The sequence below is a fragment of the Mesorhizobium cantuariense genome (assembly GCF_042647205.1).
Classification (GTDB): Bacteria; Pseudomonadota; Alphaproteobacteria; order Rhizobiales; family Rhizobiaceae; genus Mesorhizobium; species Mesorhizobium cantuariense.
In genome coordinates this window covers 7,033,389-7,056,337 of the sequence record NZ_JBHRVD010000001.1, presented here as the reverse complement: position 1 = coordinate 7,056,337, position 22,949 = coordinate 7,033,389, and the positions used below count along the sequence as shown (strand labels likewise).

The following is a 22,949-nucleotide window of genomic DNA, read 5'->3' as shown; positions in this document are numbered from 1 at the left end:
GCGTGGTTCCCTGGATACGGGTAAAGACGGCGGCGTCTTAGCGGGAATTGGCGCCGCCCGCAAATGGCTTTGCTGTCATATTCGAGCGTCTCACGACCTCGTCATCATGACGGCGCCATCAGCGGCGCCCTGCGACCCAGCCAACCCGAAATCTTCTCCATCTGCGCGGCAAGCGACAAAAGCGTCTCCTCGTCGCCCCGACGGCCCGCTGCCTGGATGCCGATCGGCAGGCCGGCGTCGGTGACATGGACCGGCAGCGCGATCGATGGCTGACCGCTAACATTCTGGATCGCCGGCCAGTGGGTGAACCAGAGGCTCTTGTCCATCAGCTGGCCGAAGAACGGCTTCAGCTTCAGCAAGGGCGTCAGATGAAGCTTGTCGAGCAGGTTCTCGATGAGCTCGTCGGCGCCTTTCGGATCCATGGCGCCGCAGGCGAGCGGCGGGTGGGCGATAACAGGCATCAGCACGGCGTCATACTGCGCGGTATCCGCGATCAGCTGCCGCGAGGCGGCATGCAGTCGCTGCAGGTCGGCATAGGTCTCGCCGGCCGACACCATTTCGCCAAAGCGGGCGAGCACGCGCGTGGCCCGCTCGATGTCACCCATAACGGAACGGCCGACACGCAGCGCTTCAGCCCGCATCGTGCCGGCGACGGCAGAGGCAACCGTTCTGCAGAAGTCGGCGAAGAAATCGCGCCCGATAAAGGGCAGGTCGATCTCCGCGACCGTATGGCCGCCCTCGCGGGCAAGCGCTACCGCAGTGTCGAGCGCTTTGAGCGTCTCGTCCGAGATCGGCAGGCCAAGCGGCGATTTGCGATACACAGCCAGGATGAGCTTGCCGGGATCGCGCGCTGCGGCAGCCGTGAACGTGCCTTTCGGCGGCGGCGCGGCATAAGGCGACAAAAGGTCGGGACCGTGGGTGAGATCGAGCAGCAGCGCGCAATCGCGCACCGAACGGGTGAGCGCATGATCGACCACCATGCCGTACCAGCTTTCGCTCACCAGGGGCGTCAGCGACGTGCGGCCGCGCGAGGTCTTCAGGCCGACAAGCCCGGTGCAGGCGGCAGGCACGCGGATCGAGCCGCCGCCATCCGAGGCATGCGCCACCGGCACGACGCCGGCGGCGACCAGTGCCGCCGCTCCGCCCGACGAGCCGCCGCTGGTATGGCCGGTGTTCCACGGATTGCGGGTGATGCCGAAGGCGTTGGATTCAGTCATCAATCGCAGCCCGTGTTCCGGCGACGTCGAGCTGACGATCGGAATGAGCCCGGCGGCGAGATAGCGGTCGGTCAGCACCGAATTGACATCGGCCAGCCATGCCGGAATGCGGCTGCCGCCATGCGTCGGCACGCCCTTGATGGCGATGCCGAGATCCTTGATGGCGAAGGGAACGCCGGCCAGCGGCAGCGAGCGGTCGACGGTCTTCGCTCGCGCCCGTGCGGCATCGTAGAGCGGCTCGGCCGTGGCGTTGATGTCGGGCCGGGTGGACTCGGCGCGGGCAATCGCGGCTTCGGTCAGCTCGATCGCGGACAGTTCGCCCTTGCGGACCAGATCGGCGAGGCCGGTTGCGTCTTCTTCCCAAAGGATCCGTTCGACCGACATGCGCGCTCCCCCGTCACTGCAGGCAAGCTAGCCAGTGGCGATTTCATTGGCAATCGACGGAAATATCCCGACCTGGGCGATGACGAAGCTTGGGCGTGCACAAGGTTATTTCGGCCGTTGCAAATACATTGCAATCGCCTAATTTGCCTGCGATGACGCCGCAGGACATCACCAAGCTGATCGTCCGGACTTCGATGAAGGACCGGGCAGCGTTCGATCTGCTCTACCGGCAGACCAGCGCGAAACTTTTCGGCGTCTGTCTTCGTGTATTGAACGACCGGGGAGATGCGGAAGAAGCGCTACAGGAAGTCTTCGTCAAGATATGGACGAAGGCGGATCGTTTTGCCGTCTCCGATCTGAGCCCGATCTCCTGGCTGGTGGCAATCGCGCGCAATCATGCGATCGATCGCATCAGAGCGCGGCGCAAGCCTGCCGCCGACTTCGATGCCGCGCTCGCCGTGGCCGATCCGGCGCCGGGGCCAGAAGCGATGGCGGTGGCGGGCGACGAATCCGAACGCATCCATCATTGTCTCGATGAGCTGGAAAAGGACCGGGCGGCGGCCGTTCGGGGCGCCTATCTCAAGGGCGAAAGCTATGCCGAACTGGCGGAGCGCCACGGCGTGCCGTTGAACACGATGCGTACCTGGCTGCGCCGCAGCCTGTTGAAACTCAGAGAATGTCTGGAAAGATGACGCTGGCAGAAGACACAGGCCCGGAACGTGGAGGCGACGACCTGCTCGCCGCCGAATACGTTCTCGGCGTGCTGGATGCCGACGAACGCCAGATCGCCTCCCGTCGCATCGACGGCGAGACGGATTTCGCCCGCCTTGTCGACGGCTGGGAGGTCAATTTTTCGCCGCTGGCCGCCGCCTATCCGGAAATCGAGCCGCCGGCTTCGGTCAAGCCGGCGATCGATCGCCGCCTGTTCGCGTCCGCCGCTTCCGTGGCCACGCCCACTGAATCGCGCGGCCTGTGGTCCAGCCTGGCCTTCTGGCGTGGCCTTGCCGCGGCGGCGGTCGCCGCATTAGCGATCTACATCGCCGTGCCCATTCTCAACCCGCCGGTCGAGCAGCCGCAGGCGCGCCTCGTCGCTTCGCTCGCCGCCGAGGGCAGCGATGTCAAATATCTCGCCGTCTATGATGCCGTGCATCACGAAGTCGGCCTGTCGCACGTCTCCGGTGAGCGTGCCGCAGGCAAGGACTTCGAGCTGTGGATGATCGAGGGCAAGAACCCGCCGGTCTCGATGGGCGTCATTCCGGTCGGATCGACGGCGCATATTGTCGTCTCGCCGGCGGCTCAGCAGAAGCTCGCCCAGGGCGCGGTGCTTGCCGTCAGCCTCGAGCCATCAGGCGGCTCGCCGACCGGCCAGCCGACCGGACCGGTGGTCGCCGCGGGCGACCTGAAGAGTATCTGACCGGCTCTTGACGTCGGCAGGCTCAAAATAGACTACCTGAAGTCTACCTGACGCTTCACATGCCCATAGACAGCATGTTATCCGGCAAGCGGCTGCGCCGCAAAATCTCTCCGGCAGACCTGATAAAATAAAAAAATCAAAATATTTCTGAAACTCCCGCATTTTTGTTCCGTATCTCCTCGCGTCCCCAAAGATGGGAAGAGAAAAACCCGAGGAGTTTGACATCATGCGTAGATACGCCACCCTTTTGCTCGCCGGTACGATCGCCGTTTCCGCCCTTGCCACCGCCGCCTATGCCGAAAATCCGATGGTCGGCGGCGCCGCCATGTATGCCAACAAGACCATCGTCGAAAACGCCGTGAACTCGAAAGACCACACCACGCTGGTCGCCGCGGTGAAGGCAGCCGGCCTTGTCGAAACCCTGCAGGGCGCCGGTCCATTCACCGTGTTCGCGCCGACCAACGAAGCCTTCGCGGCCCTTCCGGCCGGCACGGTCGAGACGCTGCTCAAACCCGAAAACAAGGACAAGCTCACCAAGATCCTGACCTGCCATGTCATCGGTGCCAAGGCGATGGGCGCGGACGTCGCCTCGATGGCCAAGGCTGACGGCGGCGCCCACAAGGTCAAGACGGTTGGCGGCTGCGAGCTGTCGCTCAAGGCCGATGGCGGCAAGGTCACCGTCACCGACGAAAACGGCAATGTCGCCAATGTGACGATCGCCGATGTCGAGCAGTCGAATGGCGTCATCCACGTCATCGACAAGGTTCTTTTGCCCAAGATGTAACAAGGGGCTTGCTGCCGGCGAACTTGCAGCAAGGACCCTCCGTCGATTGCATGGTCTCGCTCCCGTGATCCGCAATTGACCCGCGCACTCCGCGTCGTCCACTTCAAATGTGGGACGGCGCGGAGTGTTCGTTCGAGGGCCACCGTCACCGGCTTTTGATTTCCGTGCGGCGGTATAATTTGGCAAAGAAACATCAGGAGGAATTGGTCATGAACCGTCGCGACTTTCTTTTGAGCGGCGTCGCCGCCATCGGCGTGGTCGGGGCCGCGGCAACGGTGCTGCGCATGAGCAACCCGCAGGCCGCGCAGGCCGCCGAAAAATTCGAAGTCACCAAGACCGACGCCGAGTGGAAAGCCATCCTGTCGCCGGCCGCCTTCGACGTGCTGCGCAAGGAAGGCACGGAATATCCCGGCACCAGCCCGCTGCTCAACGAACACCGCAAGGGCATCTTCGCCTGTGCCGGCTGCGACCTGCCGGTCTACCCGTCGGAAACGAAGTTCGAGTCCGGCACCGGCTGGCCGAGCTTCTGGCAGGAGATCCCCAAGGCCATCGGCACGACCGTGGACCGATCGCTCGGCATGACCCGCACCGAGGCGCATTGCCGCCGCTGCGGCGGCCATCTCGGCCATGTCTTCGACGACGGCCCGGCGCCGACCGGCCTGCGCCACTGCATCAACGGCGTGGCGCTGACCTTCAAGCCTGCCACCGCCTGATAAACTCCAACCTGGATACGAAAAAACTCCGGGCTTTGCGGCCCGGAGTTTTTTTGCGCGGTCAGAGCTTTTCGGGTGTGGACTGGAGGAGCTTCCCGAAACCGCTGCCCACGTTTGGTATCAGTGGCCGCCGCCACCACCGCCACCGGCCGCAGCCGGCTTGCGGATCAGCATGGTGAACAGGCCAAGCGTCGCAAACAGCACCGTCAGCATGAAGAACACATCCATGAAAGACAGCAATGCCGCCTGCTGCTGCACCATGCCCGACAGCTTGGAGATCGCGGCACTTGTCGCGTCCAGGCCGGGGGTCTGCTCGAAATTGAGCGTCATGTTCTGCAGCTTGGTCTGCGCGGCTTCACTGCCCCATTGCACATGCTCGGAGAGCCTTGCGTAGTGGAAGGCATTGCGGTCGATCAGCACGGTGTTGATCAGGGCAAGGCCAACCGCACCGCCAAGGTTACGGGTGAGATTGAACAAGCCCGACGCATTCTTCAGCCGCTCGGGCGGCAAGGTGCCGAGCGCGATGTTGTTGATCGGCACCATGCACAGCATCATCGAACAGCCGCGCAGGATCTGCGGGATGAGCAGTTCGTAGAAATCCCAATCGGCGGTCAGATGCGTCATCCACCAGGTGCCGGTGGCGAAGCCGAAGAAGCCGACCATCATCATCAGCCGCGGATCCATCTTGTTCGACAGGATGCCCGAGATCGGCGCTGTGAAGAACATGGCCAGGCCGCTGACGAACAGCGCCTCGCCGATCATCATCGAATCGTAGCCGCGGATGCGCCCGAGATACACAGGGTAGAGATAGGTCAGCCCGTAGAGGCCGATGCCGATGACGAAGGAAAACAGCGAGCCGAAGGCGAAGTTGATGTTGGTGAACGCCTTCAGGTCGACGATCGGCTCCTCGGCGGTGAACGCACGCCAGAAGAACAGCACCCCGCCAATGGTCATGACGATGGCGCAGATGAACACGCCCTGGTCCTGCAGCCAGTCATTGTTGGGACCTTCCTCGAGCACATATTCCATGCAGCCCAGGAGAGCCGCCATGCCGGCGAGACCCCACCAGTCGAACTTGCTGAACAGCTTGAGGTTGGGCTTGTCGAAATCGATCAACGTCCAGGCCGCCGTCGTCACCAGGATGCCGGGCACGACATTGACCAGGAACAGCCAATGCCAGGACATGGCATGGCTGATATAGCCGCCGACGGTCGGGCCGATGGTCGGCGCCAGCGTCGCCACCAGACCGATCATCGGCGAGACGACGGCGCGGCGCGAGGGCGGGAAGATGGTGAAGGCGGCAGCGAAGACGCTCGGGATCATGCCGCCGCCGATGAAGCCCTGGACGGCGCGGTAGACGATCATCTGGTCGATGTTGGTGGCGGTCGCCGCCAGCGCGCTGGCTGCGGTGAAGCCCGCCGCCGAGATCGTGAACAGCACGCGGGTCGACAGCATCCGGCTGAGGAAACCCGACAGTGGGATCATCACCACCTCGGCGATCAGATAGGCGGTCTGCACCCACGGGATCTCGTCGGAGCTGGCGCTCAGGCCGGCCTGGATTTCCGACAGTGAGGCGGAGACGATCTGGATGTCGAGGATGGCCATGAACATGCCGAACACCATCGCCAGGAAGGCGATGACGCGTCGCGTCGAAATGGTGTCGGGCACGGCCGGCCTCACCGGCGGCGCTCCTGCTGTCAGGGTTGCGGTTGCCATGGCATTGCTCCCCGGCCGCCGCTCAGTTCGACGCCGCCGCTGATGGGGCGGTGCGGCTGTCGACGGCGACGATGACGCTCAGGCCGGCACGCAGCCTGCCACTCTTCAACACGTCGGCCGGCACGTCGATGCGGACCGGAACGCGCTGCACGACCTTGGTGAAGTTGCCGGTGGCGTTTTCTGGCGGCAGCAGCGAGAACACGGCGCCCGAAGCCGGTGCCAGCGACGAGACGATTCCCTCGAAGTCCTGACCGTCGGTTGCATCGACCGAAATCTTGACCTTCTCGCCAGGCACCAGCCGGGCGAGCTGCGTCTCCTTGAAGTTGGCGACGATGTAGAGCTTGTCCATCGGCACGATGACGGCGAGCTTCTGGCCGGGGCTGACGAGATCGCCCTGCTCCACGGAACGGTTGCCGACGACGCCGTCATAAGGCGCCTTGAGCACGGTGAAGGAAAGATCCCGCAAGGCCTTGTCATGGCTGAGTTGCAAGGACGCCAGCGTGCTTGCAGATTCGGCGCGCTGCGCCTGCAGCACGCCGATATTGGCCTGCGCCGCGGCGATCTGCGCGTCGGCGCCGACAAGGGCGGCATCGGCCTGCTGGACCGCCGTCTGGGCGTCGTCCAGCTGCGCCTGCGTGCCGACATGCGTCTTGAGCAGTTGCGAGGCGCGCGCCGCGACCTTGGCCGCATTGTCGGCCGCGGCCTGGTCGGCGACCTTCTGCGCCTGTGCCTGCTGCAGCGAGGCGCGCGCCGCTTGCGTCTGGGCGTCGATACGGTCGAGCGTCTTGCTCAAGGTGGTGATCTGCGCCTCGGCCTGGGCGACAGCGATCTTGTAGTCGCCGTCATCGACGACGAGCAGCGGATCGCCAGCCTTGACCAGCTGGTTCTCGCTCACCTTGACCTGATCGACATAGCCGGAAATCTTGGGCGAGATGAACGCCATGTCGGCCTGGACATAGGCATCGTCCGTCGAGATCATGAAGCGGCCCGTGGTCCAGTAATCGTAACCGTACCAGGCGCCGGCGCTCAGCAAGGCAATGCCGATGATCGGCAGCAGAAAGGAGCGCACCGAACGCTTCTTCTTGGCCGGAACCTCTACCGGCGGCGACGAGACGACCGGCTGGACAGGCATCTCCGGTGCTTCCGTCGCCGGCGCAACCTTGGCGGTAGGGAAGGGACGGACTTCGGCAGTGGTCGGCGCGTTCGAGGACATGACATCTCTCTAAAGTTATGATATAATACTGAACCGTTCGGTTCGATCCGGCCGTTGACATAGCGCGTAAAGAGGACCATATCAAGGGCAATCGAACCGTTTGGTTCGAATTATTTTCGAGGTGTGACCTTCATGGCCGAGACTCCGCCCAACGTCGAAACCGACCCGTGTGGCGACCTGCTGGACAGCCTGCGCCGTGGCCGCCCGGCGGCGGGGCAGGATCCGGTCAAGCGCAGCCAGATCATCGACGGCGCCCGTCGTGTCTTCATCGACAAGGGCTTCGAAGCCGCCTCGATGAACGACATCACCCGCGAGGCCGGTGTCTCCAAGGGCACGATCTATGTCTATTTCGCCAATAAGGAAGAGCTGTTCGAAGCGCTGATCGAGGAAGAGCGCGGCACCATCTTCAAGAACATGTATGACGTGCTGGACAACGCCGACGACCTGCGCGAGACGCTGGTGAAGTTCGGCAAGGTGCTTGCCCTCAAGATCACGTCGGCCAAGGTCATCCAGGCGCAGCGCACGGTGATCGGCGCATCCGACCGGATACCCGACATGGGCGCGCGTTTTTACGAACGCGGTCCCAAGCGCGGTCACGACAAGGTCGCGGCCTTTCTCAATGCCGCCATCGAGCGCGACCTGCTGCGGATCGACGATGTCGATCTGGCCGCCTATCAGTTCACCGAACTGTGCCTGGCCGGTCTGTTCCGCCAGTGCATCTTCGCCTACCGCACCAAAGCTCCGACCCAGGACGAGATCGACCACATCGTCAGGTCAGGCGTCAGCATGTTCCTCAAGGCTTACGGCACCGAAAGGCTTGCGGCGGAAGAAGGCCATCAGACGATTGCTATCGAGGCCAAGCCCTAGACCAGCCTAAGGCTTGTTGAGATTCAGCGTGAGTTTATGACGGCGGCTGCGAGATTGATGAAGGCAGCGAAGCTCTGATCGGTTTTATCGGCTCGCATGGCGATACGCTTGAATTCCTTGAGTTTGCAGAAGAAGTTCTCGATCAGGTGGCGCCATTTGTAGAGTTCCTTGTCGAGTGGCAGGGGAAAAGTACGACGTGAGTGCTGTGAGATAACGATCCTGGCGCCGCGCTCATTCAGGTCGGCAATGATGCTGTTGCTGTCGAACGCTTTGTCGGCAATCAAGCCACCAAAACAGACGCCATCGATGAGCGGTGCGACGCCCACCGTATCGAACCGCTGGCCGGGCAAAAGAACAAAGCGCACAAGATTGCCAAGCGCATCAGTGAGCGCCAGAATTTTGGTGGTCATGCCGCCCTTGGAGCGGCCTATGGCCTGGCTTTGAGTCCCCCTTTTGCGCCCTGTCCATGGCGGTGGACCTTGACGATGGTAGCATCAACCATGGCGTACTCCATGTCCGGCTGGTCCGAACAAGCCTCGAAAAGCCGAATGAAAACATCGGCTTTGACCCAATCGCGGTAGCGTTTGAAAACGGTGTTCCAGCTCCCGAAGAAGGCTGGAAGGTCGCGCCACGGACTTCCTGTCCGCACGATCCAAAGCAAGGCTTCGATGAAGCGGCGATTGTCACCCCCACTTCGTCCGGGATCGGTTGGTTTGCCCAGGCAATGCGGTTCCATCTTCGCCCATTGGGCGTCCGTCAGCACAAATCGTTCCATCCAAAGCTTGAATCACAATCCAAGCTCAGGGGGAATCCTGAATCTCAACAAGCCTTAGGTGTTTTGAGATGCTTAGCCGCCATTGGCGGCGAGCACTATGGCAGCCTGCAATTCCTGGAGGCCCTCGGCTTTTTCCGAAGACGTCGCCAGAACGAACGGAAACGCCGCCGGCCGCTTCTTGATCTTTGCCAGCGTCTCCTCGATCAGCCGCGGCACGCCGGCGGTCTTGATCTTGTCGGTCTTGGTCAGCACGATCTGGTAGGACACCGCCGCCTTGTCGAGCAGCGACAGCACTTCGTCGTCCTTGGCCTTGATGCCGTGGCGGGCGTCGATCAGCACATAGACACGCTTCAGCGTGACGCGGCCCTTGAGATAGTCGAAGACCAGTTTGGTCCACTCGTCGACCTTCTCCTTCGGCGCGGTGGCGTAGCCGTAGCCAGGCATGTCGACCAGCGCCAAGGGCGGCAGGTCGGCACCCTCGCCCGAAAATCCGTCCGGCACGAAATAGTTGAGCTCCTGCGTGCGCCCCGGCGTGTTGGAAGTGCGCGCCAGTCCCTTCTGGTTGACCAGCGCATTGATCAGCGACGACTTGCCGACATTCGAGCGGCCGGCAAAGGCGATTTCCGGCGGTCCTTCCGGCGGCAGGAACTTCATTGCCGGCACACCGCGGATGAAGATCCATCCCCGCGTAAACAGTTCGGTGCCGATTATGCTGCTGTTCAGAGCGTTCAAGCTGCTGCCTCCAGAAGAGAGATATTGGCGCCCCGGATAGCATCGAGGTTGCGGCTGACCTTGTCCACCGGCCAGTCCCACCACGCCACCGCCAGCAGCCGCCTGACCGTTCGGTCGTCGAAACGCATCCTTACCACCTTGGCCGCGTTGCCGGCGACGATCGCATAGGACGGCACGTCGTGCGTCACCACTGATTTCGCACCGACGATGGCGCCATGGCCGATCGTCACGCCAGGCATGATCACCGCCTCCATGCCGATCCAGACGTCGTTGCCGACGATTGTGTCGCCGCGAACCTCCTTCGACCATGTCGCCGGGTCGAAACCCTTTTCCCAGCCATGGCCGAAAATATTGAACGGATAGGTCGAAAAGCCTGACATTGCGTGGTTGGCGCCGTTCATGATGAAGCGCGCGCCCTCGGCGATGGCGCAGAACCGGCCGATGATCAGTTTGTCGCCTATGAACGGATAATGATGCAGGACGCATTTTTCGGCGAATTTGTCCGGCCCATCGGGATCGTCATAATAGGTGAAGTCGCCGATCTCGATGTTCGGCGCGCTCACCAGTCCCTTGAGGAAGCCGACGCGGGTATGCATCGGGATCGGGTGCTTGATGTTGGGGTTGGGTCCGTCCATGTCGATGTCCGTTAAAGAATTGGGGTCCGTCAAAGAAATGGCCGCCAGGCTCATCCGAAACCCGCATGCGCCTGTTCAAAATAGCGTGATCCGCCCTATAGCACCAATCGGCTGACGAGCGAGCTTTCCTTGGCGGCTATGCTCATTTGCCGCCGCGGCACCATCGACTATGAGCAAAAGAACCGGGGCCCCGTGGAGGCCAACAGGACCCCGGTCTGCCGCTACGGCCTCCCAAACACCGGCGCCTTTGCGCCGGAAGCCGTCTTGGCAAGCGTATCTTGCCGCCGTCGGAGAACTCGGTGGTCCACAACGACGCAAAATCCATGGCCAGCGCAAGCCGTGCCGAAGCGCATGCAGTTACGCGGCGCGGCGAGCCAAAGTTTCACCGACCAGCGGAAATGCATCGAATCCCGCCAACGAAAAAGCCCCGCGCGAGGCGGGGCTTTGAATGCTGGAGAAAGCTCGGTGCCTGCTATTCCGCCGGCGACGGTTTCTTTCGGAACAGCGCGACCAGATTGTCCCACAGCTCGATCTTGGCGCCCTGGCGCTTCATGATCATGCCCTGCTGGAGGATCGACAGCGTGTTGTTCCAGGCCCAGTAGATGACCAGGCCGGCCGGGAAACCCGCCATCATGAAGGTGAAGATGACAGGCATCCAGGTGAAGATCGCCGCCTGGGTCGGATCCGGCGGCGTCGGGTTCATGCGCATCTGCAGGAACATTGTGACGCCCATGATCAGCGGCCAGACACCGATCATCAGCATGTGCGGCAGGGTGACCGGGATAAGACCGAACAGATTGAACAGCGATGTCGGATCGGGTGCCGCCAGATCCTGGATCCAGCCGAAGAACGGCGCGTGCCGCATCTCGATGGTGATGTAGAGCACCTTGTAGAGCGAGAAGAAGACCGGGATCTGCAGTGCCACCGGCCAGCAGCCCGCAAGCGGATTGATCTTCTCGGTCTTGTACAGCTCCATCATCGCCTGCTGCTGCTTCATCTTGTCGTCCGCGTATTTCTCGCGGATCTCGAGCATCTTGGGCTGCACCTTCTTCATGTTCGCCATCGATGCGTAGGACTTGTTGGCGAGCGGGTAGAAGATAGCCTTGACGATGACGGTGGTGGCGAGGATCGCCAGGCCGAAATTGCCGAAGAATTTGTAGAGCGTGTCGATCAGCCAGAACATCGGTTTGGTGATGAAGTGGAACCAGCCCCAGTCAATCAGCAGGTCGAAGCGCTTGATGTTTCGGTCTTCCGCATAGGCGTTGATCTTGCCGACCTCCTTGGCGCCGGCGAAGATTTCGCTCTCCACCGTCGCCGACTGACCGGCATCGACGGTGATCGGGTCGGTCAGGAAGTCGGACTGGTAGCGATGGCGGCCGTCCTCGAAAAAAGCGTAGCGCGGCTGGAACGGCTGCTTTTCGGTCGGCACCAGCGTCACCGCCCAATATTTGTCGGTGATTCCCAACCAGCCGTCGGTCGACTTGCCCGGCGTGAACTGCTTGTCCGTCTCGATGGACGCGTATTTGTGTTCCTGCAGGCCTTCGGTGCCGGTGAAGCCGATAAGACCTTCATGCAGCACATAGGTGCTGGCGACGAGCGGCTTGTCGAACCGGGTGACGCGGCCGTAATTGGACAGCGAAACGGCAGCCGTGCCGGAATTTTGCACCGTGTCGGACACCGTGAACATGTAGTTGGTGTCGACGGAGAAGGTGCGCTTGAAGGTCAGGCCCTTGTCGTTCGAATAGGTCAGCGTGACCGGTGTCGTCGGCGTCAGCGTCGCATTGCCGTCGACGGTCCACACAGTCTCCGGACCGGGCACCGCGCCGGTCTTGTCGTTGCCGACAAAGCCGATTTCGGCATAATAGCCATTGGGCAGTGCCGCCGGGTTGAGCAGGCTGATCTCGGGCGAATTCTTGTCGACCGTCTCGGTGTAGTGCTTGAGCTTGAGGTCGTCGAGACGGGCGCCGGTCAGGTTGATCGAACCCTCCAGGCTCGGCGTATCGATCTTGGCGCGGGTCGTGGTGGCGAGTGCCTGTTCGCGGCCGGCCGGCGTCACGGCATCGGTGCCGGGTGCGTTGGGAATGGCGCCAGGTGCGGCGGGCGTTCCGGTGTCGGTGCCGGGATTGGTGCCCTGGACGGCCTTCTTCTGCTCTTCGACGCGCTGCTGTTCGACGCGGGCCGCCTCGCGCTGCGCCTCGCTGCGCGGCAACACGTAAAAATATTGCCATACCGCCAGGATCAGCACCGACAGCGCGATGGTGATGAAGAAGTTCCGGTTGTTTTCCATCGAAAGCCCTTGGCCTATCGTGTTCCGCGCAATCGGCGGGAGAGTTCGGCCTTCAACTGGCCGAACGGAATGGTAAGCACGTCTTCACGCCCGACGATGACATAGTCATTGCCAGGCGCCATGTCACTTGCCGCATGCGTACGGACGGCTTCTCGCAGCCGCCGCCGGACACGGTTGCGGACAACCGCATTGCCGACCTTCTTGGTGACGGTGTAGCCGACGCGCGGCGACAGGCCGTCGCCGCGGTCGAGAGCTTCAACGAGAAAAAGCCGCCCGCGTCGCTTTTCACCACGACGGACGGCCAGGAATTCCGCGCGCTTCAGAAGCCGCTTGGGATTTGGTCCCACTGGCTTGCCGGATGCGGGCAACGATCTCGTCTTCCGTTCAGGCGCTGAGCCGCTTGCGACCGCGGTTGCGGCGAGCTGCGACGACGCCGCGACCACCCTTGGTGGCCATGCGGGCACGAAAGCCGTGCCGACGTTTGCGGACGAGTTTAGACGGTTGGTAGGTACGCTTCATTTGTTTTAATACCGCGGGGTGCGGCCCTTCTTGATTCTGTCACTGTGTAACAGGAGCTTTGCCGGGCCGGCTTTGGCGCGATCGAAACCGCGCCGGGACGAATGGCCCGAGCGTGTGCGGGCTTATAGAAAGAAGGCTTTTGGAAGTCAATCCGGAGTCGTCGGACCGAAGCCGGCGTCGTCCAAGTCGGTTTATGTTTCCGACCAAGGATGAAATTGGCAAAAAAGCCGCAATCGCCTAATCTGCGTTGATCAAGTGATCGTGAAGAGCCGCATGAGCGAAACCATACAAGCGCAGGAAGGGATCGGCACGGCGGCGCCAGCCATCGTGCGCACGGTGCCGCTGTCGCGCGGTCTGTCTACCAAGCTGCTGCTGCTCACCATCGTCTTCGTGCTGCTGGCCGAAGTGCTGATCTTCCTGCCCTGGATCGCCAGCTACCGGCTGAACTGGCTGAAGGAGCGGCTGAGCACGGCGGCGGCGGTGTCGATCGTGCTGGTGCAGGGTGAATCCACCTCGCTGTCGCGCACGGCCCAGAACGACGTGCTGATGGCGATCGGCGCCAAGGCGATCGCGGTGCGCGACGGCGGCGTCTCGCGGCTGCTGGTGGTGGCCGAAATGCCGCCGAAGGTCGACGAACACATCGATATCGCCAGCATCGGCATGATCAAGGGCATGACCGGCGCGCTCGACACGCTGTTTTTCGGCGGCGACCGGATGCTGCGCGTTTTCGGCCCGGTCGGCGACTCGGACAAGGAGTTCGAGTTGATCATGCCGGACAACAGTCTGCGCAATGCGATGCTGCGATATTCGCGCAACGTCGCCTTCGTCTCGCTGCTGATCTCGCTGTTCACCGCCATGCTGGTCTATGCCGCCATCGACCTGATCATGATCGGGCCGATCCGGACGATGACGCGCTCAATGCTGTCCTTCTCCGAAGCGCCCGACGATCCCGGACGCATCATCCATCCGGCCGCCCGCGCCGATGAGATCGGCGTTGCCGAGCGCGAGCTGTCGCAGATGCAGGAGCGGCTGCAAAAGATGCTCTCCGAGCAGAAGCACCTTGCCGATCTCGGCCTTGCGGTCTCCAAGATCAACCATGACATGCGCAACATCCTGGCCTCGGCGCAGCTGATGTCGGACCGCCTGCGCCAGGTCAAGGACCCGACCGTGCAGGCCTTCGCGCCGAAACTGCTGCGCGCACTCGACCGTGCCGTGTCCTATTCCGAAGGCGTGCTCGCCTATGGCCGCACGCAGGAGCCGCCCCCGGCGCGCCGCCGGCTCCGGCTGCGCCAGCTGGTCGAGGACGTGCACGGCCTGCTCGACATCGAGCAAGGCATCGAGTTCGTCAATTCCGTCGAGCCGGCCTTCGAGGTCGACGCAGATTCCGATCAGCTGTTCCGCGTGCTGACCAATCTGTGCCGCAACTCGGTGCAGGCGATGGCGGCAGACAGCGAAAGCGCCCTGGTGCGCCGCCTGGCGGTATCGGCCGTGCGCCTGGGCAGCGTCAGCCGCATTGCCGTCAGCGACACCGGCCCCGGCCTGCCGCCCAAGGCGCGGGAAAATCTGTTCGCGGCCTTTCGCGGTTCGGCGCGCAGCGGCGGCACCGGCCTTGGCCTGGCGATCGCGCACGAACTGATCCGCGCGCATGGCGGCACGGTCGAACTGGTCGAGAGCATTGGCGGGCGCACCACATTCGCCGTCACCATTCCCGACCAGCCGGTCCGGCTCGACCAAGCCCGCAACGGCCTGCGCCGCCCGGCATGAGGTGTATTGATATTCAGCCGAGGCCGGCCTGCAAACGGCGGTTTCCTGCGCTTCCGGTGCTCACGTACCAAAAGTACGCTCCGCTCCGGTTCTCGGACCCCATCGTTTTCGACTCGGCCTAAGCTGAATCTCAACACACCTCAATCTGCACTCGCGAAAGCAGTTGTGACAAAACTTTTACCGGATCGGCTTGCTTTTCGGAAATTCAGTCGCTAGGGAACACGTCTCGTCGCGGCCGGTCGTTCACGATCGGATCGCGGGGTCATGGAAAGCATGGCCTGTTGCGCGCCCGTAGCTCAGCTGGATAGAGCACCAGACTACGAATCTGGGGGTCAGGAGTTCGAATCTCTTCGGGCGCGCCAATACCGTCCATGGATTATGGTTCGTTGATTGCGGCCGCTGCAGTCCGACTGCGCGGACAGGCGGAACCAGCGGAGCAACCGAGGATACGCCGCCCTTGGAGCCCAGCAGCGCGCTGCACGCGAATGGAGCGACTGAAGCTTTCGCTAGCGCTTATGACGACTTCTTTTCTTGGTCGGGAGTAGTGAGTTTCGTCAAGGCCGCCTCTAACAGGCTGTTGAAGAAGTGCTAGCGCAGTTGTTGGGAGCGTGATTCACTGATCCTTGATCGATTGGGGATTCGTGGATGCGCGGATTGGACGAGCGGACAGGGTCGCTGTTTTCGTATGTCGATCTTGAGGAGCGCGTTCGGGGTGATCATCCGCTTCGCACGATCCGGGAAATCGTCAACGCGGCGCTAGCGGAGATGGACGGCGATTTCGCGGTGATTTATCCGCCTGGGCTCGGCCGCCCGTCGATAGCGCCGGAGCGATTACTGCGTGCGATGCTGTTACAGGCCTTCTACGGCATCCGCTCTGAGCGCCAGTTGATGGAGCGGATGGAGTTCGATCTTCTGTTCCGCTGGTTTGTAGGTCTTGGCATTGATGATCCGGCCTGGGACCATTCGAGCTTCACCAAGAACAGGGAGCGTCTGCTCGAAGGCGAGATCGCGGCGAAGTTCCTGCGCGCGGTTCTTGCACAGCCGAAGGTGAAGCGGCTTTTGTCCTCGGACCACTTCTCGGTGGATGGGACGCTGATCGACGCCTGGGCTTCGATCAAGAGCTTCCGGCGCAAGGATGGCGGCGACAATGATCCGGACGGTGCTGGCCGCAACGCCGAGCGCGGCTTTCATAAGGAGAAGCGCTCTAACGACACGCACCAGAGCACGAGCGATCCGCAGGCGCGGCTCTACAAGAAGGGCGACGGCCGGCCGGCGAAGCTCTGCTATATGGGACATGCGCTGATGGAGAACCGCCATGGGCTGGCGGTCGACGGCGGCATCACCCAGGCTACGGGCACGGCCGAGCGGGAGGCCACGCTCGCCATGTTGGACCGCAGGCAATCGCGACGGCGCATCACGCTGGGCGCCGACAAAGCCTACGACGTGCGTCAGTTCATCAAGGACCTGCGCGAGCGCAAGGTTACGCCGCATATTGCCGTCGATGGCCATCTCAGCAAGACGGGCAAGCCCCGCGTAACGGCAATCGATGGCCGCACGAAGCGCCATCTGGGCTATGAAGCCAGCCAGCGCTGCCGCAAGCGGATCGAAGAGGTGTTCGGCTGGATCAAGTCATCCGCCGGCATGGCCAAGGTCAAGCTGCGAGGATGCGCCCGTGTGGGCGCGGCTTTCACCTTGGGCCTGGCGGCCTACAACCTGATCCGCCTGCCCAAGCTGCTGGCGGCGCCAGCATGAGCCTCGTGGGACGCTGGCGGATCGTTGAGATGCCCGACTATGTCGAGGACTATCCCGACATGGCCGAGCCCGCTCACATTCTCTTTGAAGCCAACGGTTCCGGCGAATTCGCCTTCGGCTGCGTCACCGGAGAGATATTCGGCGGAGGCGACGGCAACCATGTCGCCTTCTCCTGGCAAGGCAATGACGAAATGGACGAGGCTCAGGGAGACGGTTGGGCTGAAATCCAACCGGACGGCTCCATCGTAGGCCAAATCTGCTTTCACAACGGCGATGAAGCAGACTTCATCGCTCGCAGATGGACTTCTTCAACAGCCTGCTAAGTCTGCGCAACCCGTCTTCTGGACGATTGACGCCGCATAGGCTTCAGACATACGGGTTTTGATACCGGCGCTCATCGCATTTTTCAGATATGAGATTCCATCGAGCCTCGCTTCCAATCCGCCTTTGGCAACAGCCTCAGCGCTTTTGATAGCTAGGTCAGCCAAATTTTCTGGTGTCATATTGCCGATATTGGCTTCGATCGACGTATAAAGAACGCTTCCCACTCCGTGAAATTGCTCAATCTCCTTAACTAACACGGTATTTGCATTCGGTGTGGTCGGTTCACTGTAGCCCCCGGCTTTCTTGCGCGTTTCGCGTCGCCAGAGCATGTCCTTTGCTTGGGCCGTCGTGACGTGGTCATGCAATACCAAAATCACCGCTTTGACACGCTCGCCATCTTCAACGGGAACCAGGGTAGGCCCGCCCTTGCGAGAACTGCTAGAGCGTGCAAACTCAACGGGAAATGGCGTCGCGATACCGGTTGACATTCGCCGCACGATTACATTTTCGAGTTCTTCGCCAGGATCATTGATAAGCGATCCGTACGCCAGAATGCCTATGGAACGCTTCGGCTCAATGACCGGAAGATGCTTGGAAACGACCTCAACCAATGCGCGACCCTCCGCGATGCTCATAGTGCGTAAAGCGAAATCCTGAAGTTCTGCACGTCCCTTTTTGCCGAGTGTATGTGCGGCAACGTCGAGTAGTCCTTTATTGTCGTAGAGAGCGATGATCTTTTCATATTCGCTCCTTGCGATATGTCCCTGGAATTCCGCCAGCAGGTCTGTATAGATTTTGGCTGGATCTATGTCGGCTGTTGCCGCCGCATATTCGCTTACAAGCGCTGCCGTATCCTTCGATTTCAAGCCGATGCGTTTTAAGCGTTGATCAATCTTCCGCTTTGTTGCGGCCAGGGCATATTTTTCGGCATCGCCGGCCGCAAGCTTAAGTACTTTCTGCTTCAATTCGTCGAAACGCTTTTCCGATGCGGAATCGTCAAAGTGTGCAAGCTTGGCAAGCTTTTTGAACGGCAGCGGCAACAGAAGAATGTTCTCAACTTCCGCGACTTCCAAAGCGTAAACATTTCTCGCTTTGAGATGCGCGATCAACTGGTCATCGCGTCCATCCGCGTCAATTAATCCAGCGCAACCAAGTCTGTGAAATGCCTTCTGGTGCTCCATACTCGCTACCGCGTGGATAACGCTTTCGCAGTTGCCGATCGGGATAACCGTGAAATCTTTGTACGTTGATCGATAGATTGAAACATCGAGGCTTCCTGCGTCACCCTCCGTAAACAAGACCGGCAATCGACTTCCCACGATGCGCGTGATTATTTCGTCTGAAATACCGGTGCCAGTGGGAATTTCCTCCAACTCCCATTGCCCACGCGTACCATCATTTTCATATGAGTTGATAGCGAACTTGCGTGCTACGATTCGAGTCGAAGCGAATTCAACATCATGCGTGAAATAGACGAACACGCAGTCTGAACGCGCGGCTTCGATTGCGTCCCAGAGCTTCGCTAAGATTGATCGATTTAGATGAAGTTCTGGCTCGTCGATCAGAACCAGTGTGTTCGGGCGTGCGAGCAATGCCTGCCCAAGCATGTAAAAGATTGCCCGTTCGCCATCGCTAAGCTCCCCTGCATCGTAGTCGCTGCTGGTGGAACCGGCTGATCGGACCTTTATGTTACCCGCCAGGATCGTGAGCTCACGGTGAGGAAGAAGATTGTCCCAAATCGCCTTTAGGCGATCAAGCTTTGTAGGAGGCGGTGACACCCCCAAATCTTTCAGATGCGCGCGACGATGTTGAACTGAGACTTCGTTCTCATCGGCATACAGTGCGGCGATGACATGATCGAAATCTGAGAGAAGAGCAACGGCCGGATTCGAGTGCCATCTTTGTCCCGGACGATATGCGACACCTTCCTCGTGCCCCCAGTTTAACCGCTTGATCGCTACTTCATAATTTGGGGGTTGAATTTTTGTGTTCAAAGATAGCGCCCGATGAGCGCCTATCCTGTGTGCGTTCTCCCGAGCGCTTTCGATCATTACGCCAAGGCGGCTCTTTCCCGATCCATTTGGACCGAGAAATACGAGTGTCTCGCCTGGTTTAGTGACTATCTTATATTCGTCGCCTGAAGTTGGCACAGTAATGTGGAACATGAGATTCTTTTCCAAATGCTTAAAGTAACCGCCAAACTTATCTATTCGAGAGCTTTCTTGCCATAGATTTTCAACTTCCTATTTGAAAAAAACCTGCCACGCGCGCACGTGCATCCCCAGGGCTGTGGCATTTCCCGAGCATCACGCCCCATCGCTTAATTGAACGGTTCGCCGCCTTCATCCGCTAAGGAAGCGGCGAATGTGACGAAATCGCCGAAGCGATTCGGGCGTCTGGCCACCAAAGCCCGCAGTGTAGTCGTTGACCCGGCGCGCGGGCTTACCCATCTATTCGGACCGCCCCAACCGATCGTGGTCGGCAGAAAGATTTTTGACGGCAAGCACATCCACCGCTCACGCCGCAGCGAACTGATGATCTCGAAATCGGAAGCGATAATCGCCACCAAGTTGCAAAGCGCCGGTCTTGATTGCGCCTATGGCGCTCATCGCCAAGAGCAAGAGGTGCGTGGTATTGCTTTCCTTACTCGCCGTAGTCTGCGGAGATCATAGCGGCTTCCGAGAGCGTCGGGGGGCGCGGCGGCATTCGCTGGCCGGGGCGAGAATGTCATAGCGCTCCAGCGGAGACATGGTTATCCGTGGCGTCCATGCTGACGCGCCAATAGGTCCATGGACTATGGTTCGTTGATTGCGGGGCTACCGCACGACCGTGCGCGACAAGCGGAAACCAGCGGAGCCTGATTTGACCATACCCCCTACCCGCACCAAGCGCGCGCTGATCACCGGGGCTGGTGCGGCCGACGGCATCGGCTTTGCCATTGCCCGGCAGCTCGGCCATGCCGGTCATGCCGTTTTCCTCACCGGCGCCAGTGGGCGTGTGCTTGAGCGCGCCGCCGAGTTGTGCGCCGAAGGCATCGATGCCAAAGCCGTGGTCTCCGATCTCACCATCGCCGCCGATGTCGCGCGGCTGCGGGCTGATGTCGGCGCGGTCGATATCCTGGTCAACAATGCCGGCATGGGCTCGCTGGCATCGCCCTCGGTCGACAAGGCGTTCCTCGCCATGACCGAGGCCGACTGGGATCAGGGGATCGACGTCAGCCTGAAGACGGCGTTCCTAGTCACCCGTGCGTTTCTGCCGGCGATGGTCGAAGCGGGCTACGGGCGCATCGTCAATGTGGCGTCGGTCACCGGGCCGCTGGTGTCTTTCGAAGGCACGGCCGCCTACTCCGCCGCCAAGGCCGGCATGGTCGGCCTGACGCGCACGCTGGCGCTGGAAGTGGCGAAAAACGGCATCACGGCCAACGCCGTGGCGCCCGGCTGGATCGAAACGGGCTCATCGAGCGAAATGGAGCGGCAAGCCGCCCTGCACACGCCGCCGGCGCGGGCCGGGCGGCCGGATGAGGTTGCCGCTGCGGTGGTGTTCCTGGCATCGGAAGGCGCCAGCTACGTCAACGGCGCCCTGCTGGTGGTCGATGGCGGCAACAGCCTTCAGGAGCGCAAGGGCTGAAGGCTCAGTTGGCGTTTGTCGTCGGGGTCAGCCGGCGGGCAGGCCTCGCCCAAGTTCCTCGCCCCTCACGACGCCTTGGCCAAAAAATTCCGATAGTCCGACTTCGCCTGCAGCAGGCGCAGCACGTTGTCTCGCGAGCCCCGCACATGAGCGCGCGCCAGCGTGCCGGCTCTGGCAGCGTCGCCGGCGCAGATGGCGTCGACGATTTCGGCGTGCTCGTCGCGGGCGATCTTCCATTCGTCCAGCCAGAGCAGTTCGGTCCAGACATAGTGCTGGCATTTGTCGAGGATGCCGCACAGCATGCCGTGCAGCATGACATTGCCGCTGATTTGCGCGATGACGCGGTGCAGGTCGATGCCGACTTCCAGTTCCTGGAATTTTTCCCTGTTGGTGCGCTCCGGAATGGCGGCCAGCCGCTCGCATTCGGCCAGCATGGCGCGCAGCCGCGCCTTGTCCGCTTCCGTCGCCGCGACGGCTGCCAGTTCCGTCGCGTGGCCGTCGAGCAGTTCCCGGATCTCGAAGGCCTCGCGGAACATATTGATGTCGAACTCGGTGACGACATAACCCTGGCGCGGCCTGCCGGTGACCAGGCCGTCGCGCTCGAGGCGGTTGAAGGCCTCGCGCACCGGCGTTCGGCTGACATTCAGCTTCACGGCGATGTCGTTTTCGGTGACACGCGAGCCCGGCGGAATCTGGCCGGTCACGATCATCGCCTTGAGCGCGGAGTAGACCGAGTCGCGCAACGTATTTTTGGTTTCCTTGGCCAAGGTTCCCTTCCCACTTCTCCGGCCTTCCAGCCGGAACACGCATAGCTGTAATCGCAGTCGGCGCAATTTGCCACGCCTCCAGCGACGCCGTCCCTCACCAACCTGGTCCGGCACGAAGCGCGTAAAATTCGAGCGCGCCAGCGGTGTTGACAACATCGATCGCTAGGCTACACTCAAAATTGTATACAAAATAGCATGCCAAATCAAAAACAATGGGAACACCGGTGGAGAGCCGAAAATGAACAGGACCAGAAGCGTTAGTATCGTCGCGATGGCGGCCCTCATGGCCTCGCTCGCAGCCCCCGCCATGGCGGGCGACACCATCACCGTCGCCTCGTGGGGCGGCACCTACCAGGAGGCGCAGACCAAGGCGTTCTTCAAGCCGACCGCCGATGCGCTCGGCATCACCATCAAGGAAGACACCACCAACGGCCTCGACGACGTGCGGCTGCAGGTGACCGGCAATGCGGTGAAATGGGACATCACAGAATTGGGCGCCGACGAATGCGCGCGCGGTTCGAAGGAGGGGCTGTTCGAAAAGCTCGACTACGGCATCATCGACAAGAGCGGCATCAACCCGAAGCTCGTCCATGACGACTGGGTCGGCATTTCCTACACCTCCGTCGTGCTGATCTACCGGACGGACGTCTTCGGCGACAAAGGCCCGAAGACATGGGCCGATTTCTGGAACGTGGAAAAGTTTCCGGGACGGCGCGCGCTGAGCGGCAGCCAGGCGACGGAAACGCTGAGCGTTGCCGCACTTGCCGAGGGTATTCCGATCGACAAGGTCTATCCGGTCGACATCGACGGCGCGTTGAAGTCCGTCGACAAAATCCGCGGTAATATCGACGCCTGGTGGACCTCCGGCGCCCAGGCCATGCAGCTGGTGAAAGACGGTGAAGTCGACATGGCGAGCATCTGGAACGGCCGCGCCGGCACCTTGAAAAAGGAAGGCGCGCCGATCAGCTTTTCCTTCGACCAGGGCGTGCTGACCGCCGACTGCATGGTCATTCCCAAAGGCTCCAAGAACAAGGACGCGGCCATGAAGGCGCTGGCGATGTTCGTCAGCCCGCAATTGCAGGCCAATCTGCCGCTCTATGTCGACAATGGCCCGGTCAACGAGAAGGCTTTCGAGACCGGCAAGATCCCACAGGACAGGATCAAGGACATCAATTCGGCGCCCGAAAACGTCAAGAAGCAAGTGTTGCAGGATGCCGAGTTCTGGCGCGACAACCTGGTCGAGGCGACGGAAAAGTTCAACAATCTGGTCCAGCAATAGGGCCATAGGAGCACGGCGGGGCGGCGCAACCAGCAGCTGCCTCGCCACCTCTTGTCAGCCGGCTAGAGCAGTTCACCGTTTCTCGGAAACGTCGAACCACTCTATCTCTTGTTTTCACGCAATTCCGGACGGAAAACCGCTTCACACTTTTCCTGGAATTGCTCTAAGGAGAGAAAAATC

22 protein-coding genes and 1 tRNA gene are annotated in these 22,949 nt (G+C 61.3%); 12 read left to right on the top strand and 11 right to left on the bottom strand.

The window, feature by feature from the left end:
• Positions 1-104: 104 nt before the first annotated feature.
• Positions 105-1,601, bottom strand: a complete 1,497-nt coding sequence (locus ACFOJ9_RS34485) for an amidase (protein ID WP_378985970.1) — start codon at positions 1,599-1,601, stop codon at positions 105-107.
• Positions 1,602-1,753: 152 nt separating this feature from the next.
• On the opposite strand from ACFOJ9_RS34485, the gene ACFOJ9_RS34480 reads away from it, so the two are divergent.
• The 4 genes from ACFOJ9_RS34480 to msrB all read left to right on the top strand — a co-directional run bounded on the left by ACFOJ9_RS34480 (position 1,754) and on the right by msrB (position 4,512).
• Positions 1,754-2,293 carry a sigma-70 family RNA polymerase sigma factor gene (locus ACFOJ9_RS34480; protein ID WP_378988247.1) on the top strand — a complete coding sequence of 180 codons (540 nt, stop codon included), beginning with the start codon at positions 1,754-1,756 and terminating at the stop codon, positions 2,291-2,293.
• Entirely contained in the window at positions 2,290-3,015 is a 726-nt protein-coding gene (locus ACFOJ9_RS34475) for an anti-sigma factor (RefSeq protein WP_378985968.1), read from the top strand. The genes ACFOJ9_RS34480 and ACFOJ9_RS34475 overlap by 4 nt, the downstream gene beginning before the upstream one ends.
• 226 nt (positions 3,016-3,241) lie before the next feature.
• Complete coding sequence (locus ACFOJ9_RS34470; RefSeq protein ID WP_378985966.1) at positions 3,242-3,799, top strand: fasciclin domain-containing protein; 558 nt, start codon at positions 3,242-3,244, stop codon at positions 3,797-3,799.
• Between the two features lie 209 nt (positions 3,800-4,008).
• Positions 4,009-4,512 (top strand): peptide-methionine (R)-S-oxide reductase MsrB, encoded by a 504-nt coding sequence (gene msrB / locus ACFOJ9_RS34465; RefSeq protein WP_378985964.1) that lies wholly within the window; start codon positions 4,009-4,011, stop codon positions 4,510-4,512.
• A gap of 120 nt (positions 4,513-4,632) precedes the next feature.
• Here msrB and ACFOJ9_RS34460 read toward each other — a convergent pair whose 3' ends face one another.
• Positions 4,633-6,228 (bottom strand): DHA2 family efflux MFS transporter permease subunit, encoded by a 1,596-nt coding sequence (locus ACFOJ9_RS34460; protein ID WP_378985962.1) that lies wholly within the window; start codon positions 6,226-6,228, stop codon positions 4,633-4,635.
• A 22-nt stretch (positions 6,229-6,250) separates the two neighbouring features.
• The gene (locus ACFOJ9_RS34455) at positions 6,251-7,441 is read right to left on the bottom strand and encodes an HlyD family secretion protein (RefSeq protein ID WP_378985960.1); all 1,191 of its coding nucleotides are present in this window, start codon (positions 7,439-7,441) and stop codon (positions 6,251-6,253) included.
• 132 nt (positions 7,442-7,573) lie between these two features.
• Between ACFOJ9_RS34455 and ACFOJ9_RS34450 the strand changes: the two genes are divergently transcribed.
• A complete protein-coding gene (locus ACFOJ9_RS34450) occupies positions 7,574-8,308 on the top strand; it encodes a TetR/AcrR family transcriptional regulator (protein WP_378985958.1) in 735 nt (244 codons plus the stop codon).
• A gap of 23 nt (positions 8,309-8,331) precedes the next feature.
• Here ACFOJ9_RS34450 and ACFOJ9_RS34445 read toward each other — a convergent pair.
• The 6 genes from ACFOJ9_RS34445 to rpmH all read right to left on the bottom strand — a co-directional run bounded on the left by ACFOJ9_RS34445 (position 8,332) and on the right by rpmH (position 13,256).
• A protein-coding gene (locus tag ACFOJ9_RS34445) for an IS5 family transposase (RefSeq protein ID WP_378979099.1) occupies positions 8,332-9,083 on the bottom strand; the annotation gives its coding sequence in 2 pieces (ribosomal slippage) (positions 8,332-8,753 and positions 8,753-9,083; 753 coding nt in all).
• A 72-nt stretch (positions 9,084-9,155) separates the two neighbouring features.
• Positions 9,156-9,815 (bottom strand): ribosome biogenesis GTP-binding protein YihA/YsxC, encoded by a 660-nt coding sequence (gene yihA / locus ACFOJ9_RS34440; RefSeq protein ID WP_024502094.1) that lies wholly within the window; start codon positions 9,813-9,815, stop codon positions 9,156-9,158.
• Complete coding sequence (locus ACFOJ9_RS34435) at positions 9,812-10,450, bottom strand: CatB-related O-acetyltransferase (RefSeq protein ID WP_378985955.1); 639 nt, start codon at positions 10,448-10,450, stop codon at positions 9,812-9,814. Before ACFOJ9_RS34435 ends, yihA begins: the two co-directional genes overlap by 4 nt.
• Before the next feature lie 472 nt (positions 10,451-10,922).
• A complete protein-coding gene (gene yidC, locus ACFOJ9_RS34430) occupies positions 10,923-12,737 on the bottom strand; it encodes a membrane protein insertase YidC (RefSeq protein WP_378985953.1) in 1,815 nt (604 codons plus the stop codon).
• Positions 12,738-12,751: 14 nt separating this feature from the next.
• On the bottom strand, positions 12,752-13,105 hold the full coding sequence (gene rnpA / locus ACFOJ9_RS34425; RefSeq protein ID WP_378985951.1) for a ribonuclease P protein component: 354 nt from the start codon (positions 13,103-13,105) through the stop codon (positions 12,752-12,754).
• A 16-nt stretch (positions 13,106-13,121) separates the two neighbouring features.
• Positions 13,122-13,256 carry a 50S ribosomal protein L34 gene (gene rpmH / locus ACFOJ9_RS34420; RefSeq protein ID WP_008833937.1) on the bottom strand — a complete coding sequence of 45 codons (135 nt, stop codon included), beginning with the start codon at positions 13,254-13,256 and terminating at the stop codon, positions 13,122-13,124.
• Positions 13,257-13,529: 273 nt separating this feature from the next.
• Between rpmH and ACFOJ9_RS34415 the strand changes: the two genes are divergently transcribed.
• The 4 genes from ACFOJ9_RS34415 to ACFOJ9_RS34400 all read left to right on the top strand — a co-directional run bounded on the left by ACFOJ9_RS34415 (position 13,530) and on the right by ACFOJ9_RS34400 (position 17,095).
• Entirely contained in the window at positions 13,530-15,020 is a 1,491-nt protein-coding gene (locus ACFOJ9_RS34415; RefSeq protein ID WP_057142655.1) for an ATP-binding protein, read from the top strand.
• Between the two features lie 285 nt (positions 15,021-15,305).
• Positions 15,306-15,382 (top strand) — tRNA-Arg (locus ACFOJ9_RS34410).
• Between the two features lie 283 nt (positions 15,383-15,665).
• On the top strand, positions 15,666-16,772 hold the full coding sequence (locus ACFOJ9_RS34405; protein ID WP_378979100.1) for an IS5 family transposase: 1,107 nt from the start codon (positions 15,666-15,668) through the stop codon (positions 16,770-16,772).
• Positions 16,769-17,095, top strand: coding sequence for a hypothetical protein (locus ACFOJ9_RS34400; RefSeq protein WP_378979101.1), 327 nt, complete (start codon positions 16,769-16,771; stop codon positions 17,093-17,095). Before ACFOJ9_RS34405 ends, ACFOJ9_RS34400 begins: the two co-directional genes overlap by 4 nt.
• On the opposite strand, the gene ACFOJ9_RS34395 is transcribed toward ACFOJ9_RS34400, so the two are convergent.
• Positions 17,081-19,261 carry a DUF4435 domain-containing protein gene (locus tag ACFOJ9_RS34395; RefSeq protein WP_378985949.1) on the bottom strand — a complete coding sequence of 727 codons (2,181 nt, stop codon included), beginning with the start codon at positions 19,259-19,261 and terminating at the stop codon, positions 17,081-17,083. The genes ACFOJ9_RS34400 and ACFOJ9_RS34395 overlap by 15 nt on opposite strands.
• 201 nt (positions 19,262-19,462) lie before the next feature.
• Here ACFOJ9_RS34395 and ACFOJ9_RS34390 point away from each other — a divergent pair, with 201 nt between their 5' ends.
• Complete coding sequence (locus ACFOJ9_RS34390) at positions 19,463-19,768, top strand: hypothetical protein (protein ID WP_378985947.1); 306 nt, start codon at positions 19,463-19,465, stop codon at positions 19,766-19,768.
• A 190-nt stretch (positions 19,769-19,958) separates the two neighbouring features.
• The gene (locus tag ACFOJ9_RS34385) at positions 19,959-20,723 is read left to right on the top strand and encodes an SDR family NAD(P)-dependent oxidoreductase (protein WP_378985945.1); all 765 of its coding nucleotides are present in this window, start codon (positions 19,959-19,961) and stop codon (positions 20,721-20,723) included.
• A 65-nt stretch (positions 20,724-20,788) separates the two neighbouring features.
• On the opposite strand, the gene ACFOJ9_RS34380 is transcribed toward ACFOJ9_RS34385, so the two are convergent.
• Complete coding sequence (locus ACFOJ9_RS34380) at positions 20,789-21,490, bottom strand: GntR family transcriptional regulator (RefSeq protein WP_378985943.1); 702 nt, start codon at positions 21,488-21,490, stop codon at positions 20,789-20,791.
• A 238-nt stretch (positions 21,491-21,728) separates the two neighbouring features.
• Between ACFOJ9_RS34380 and ACFOJ9_RS34375 the strand changes: the two genes are divergently transcribed.
• The gene (locus ACFOJ9_RS34375) at positions 21,729-22,769 is read left to right on the top strand and encodes an ABC transporter substrate-binding protein (RefSeq protein WP_378985941.1); all 1,041 of its coding nucleotides are present in this window, start codon (positions 21,729-21,731) and stop codon (positions 22,767-22,769) included.
• Positions 22,770-22,949: the final 180 nt, after the last annotated feature.

Bases quoted from the DNA above. Each gene is read 5' to 3' on its own strand.
- ACFOJ9_RS34485 (WP_378985970.1), bottom strand. From the start codon at position 1,601: ATGTCGGTCGAACGGATCCTTTGGGAAGAAGACGCAACCGGCCTCGCC.
- ACFOJ9_RS34480 (WP_378988247.1), top strand. From the start codon at position 1,754: ATGACGCCGCAGGACATCACCAAGCTGATCGTCCGGACTTCGATGAAG.
- ACFOJ9_RS34475 (WP_378985968.1), top strand. From the start codon at position 2,290: ATGACGCTGGCAGAAGACACAGGCCCGGAACGTGGAGGCGACGACCTG.
- ACFOJ9_RS34470 (WP_378985966.1), top strand. From the start codon at position 3,242: ATGCGTAGATACGCCACCCTTTTGCTCGCCGGTACGATCGCCGTTTCC.
- msrB (WP_378985964.1), top strand. From the start codon at position 4,009: ATGAACCGTCGCGACTTTCTTTTGAGCGGCGTCGCCGCCATCGGCGTG.
- ACFOJ9_RS34460 (WP_378985962.1), bottom strand. From the start codon at position 6,228: ATGGCAACCGCAACCCTGACAGCAGGAGCGCCGCCGGTGAGGCCGGCC.
- ACFOJ9_RS34455 (WP_378985960.1), bottom strand. From the start codon at position 7,441: ATGTCCTCGAACGCGCCGACCACTGCCGAAGTCCGTCCCTTCCCTACC.
- ACFOJ9_RS34450 (WP_378985958.1), top strand. From the start codon at position 7,574: ATGGCCGAGACTCCGCCCAACGTCGAAACCGACCCGTGTGGCGACCTG.
- ACFOJ9_RS34435 (WP_378985955.1), bottom strand. From the start codon at position 10,450: ATGGACGGACCCAACCCCAACATCAAGCACCCGATCCCGATGCATACC.
- yidC (WP_378985953.1), bottom strand. From the start codon at position 12,737: ATGGAAAACAACCGGAACTTCTTCATCACCATCGCGCTGTCGGTGCTG.
- rpmH (WP_008833937.1), bottom strand. From the start codon at position 13,256: ATGAAGCGTACCTACCAACCGTCTAAACTCGTCCGCAAACGTCGGCAC.
- ACFOJ9_RS34415 (WP_057142655.1), top strand. From the start codon at position 13,530: ATGAGCGAAACCATACAAGCGCAGGAAGGGATCGGCACGGCGGCGCCA.
- ACFOJ9_RS34405 (WP_378979100.1), top strand. From the start codon at position 15,666: ATGCGCGGATTGGACGAGCGGACAGGGTCGCTGTTTTCGTATGTCGAT.
- ACFOJ9_RS34400 (WP_378979101.1), top strand. From the start codon at position 16,769: ATGAGCCTCGTGGGACGCTGGCGGATCGTTGAGATGCCCGACTATGTC.
- ACFOJ9_RS34395 (WP_378985949.1), bottom strand. From the start codon at position 19,261: ATGTTCCACATTACTGTGCCAACTTCAGGCGACGAATATAAGATAGTC.
- ACFOJ9_RS34375 (WP_378985941.1), top strand. From the start codon at position 21,729: ATGAACAGGACCAGAAGCGTTAGTATCGTCGCGATGGCGGCCCTCATG.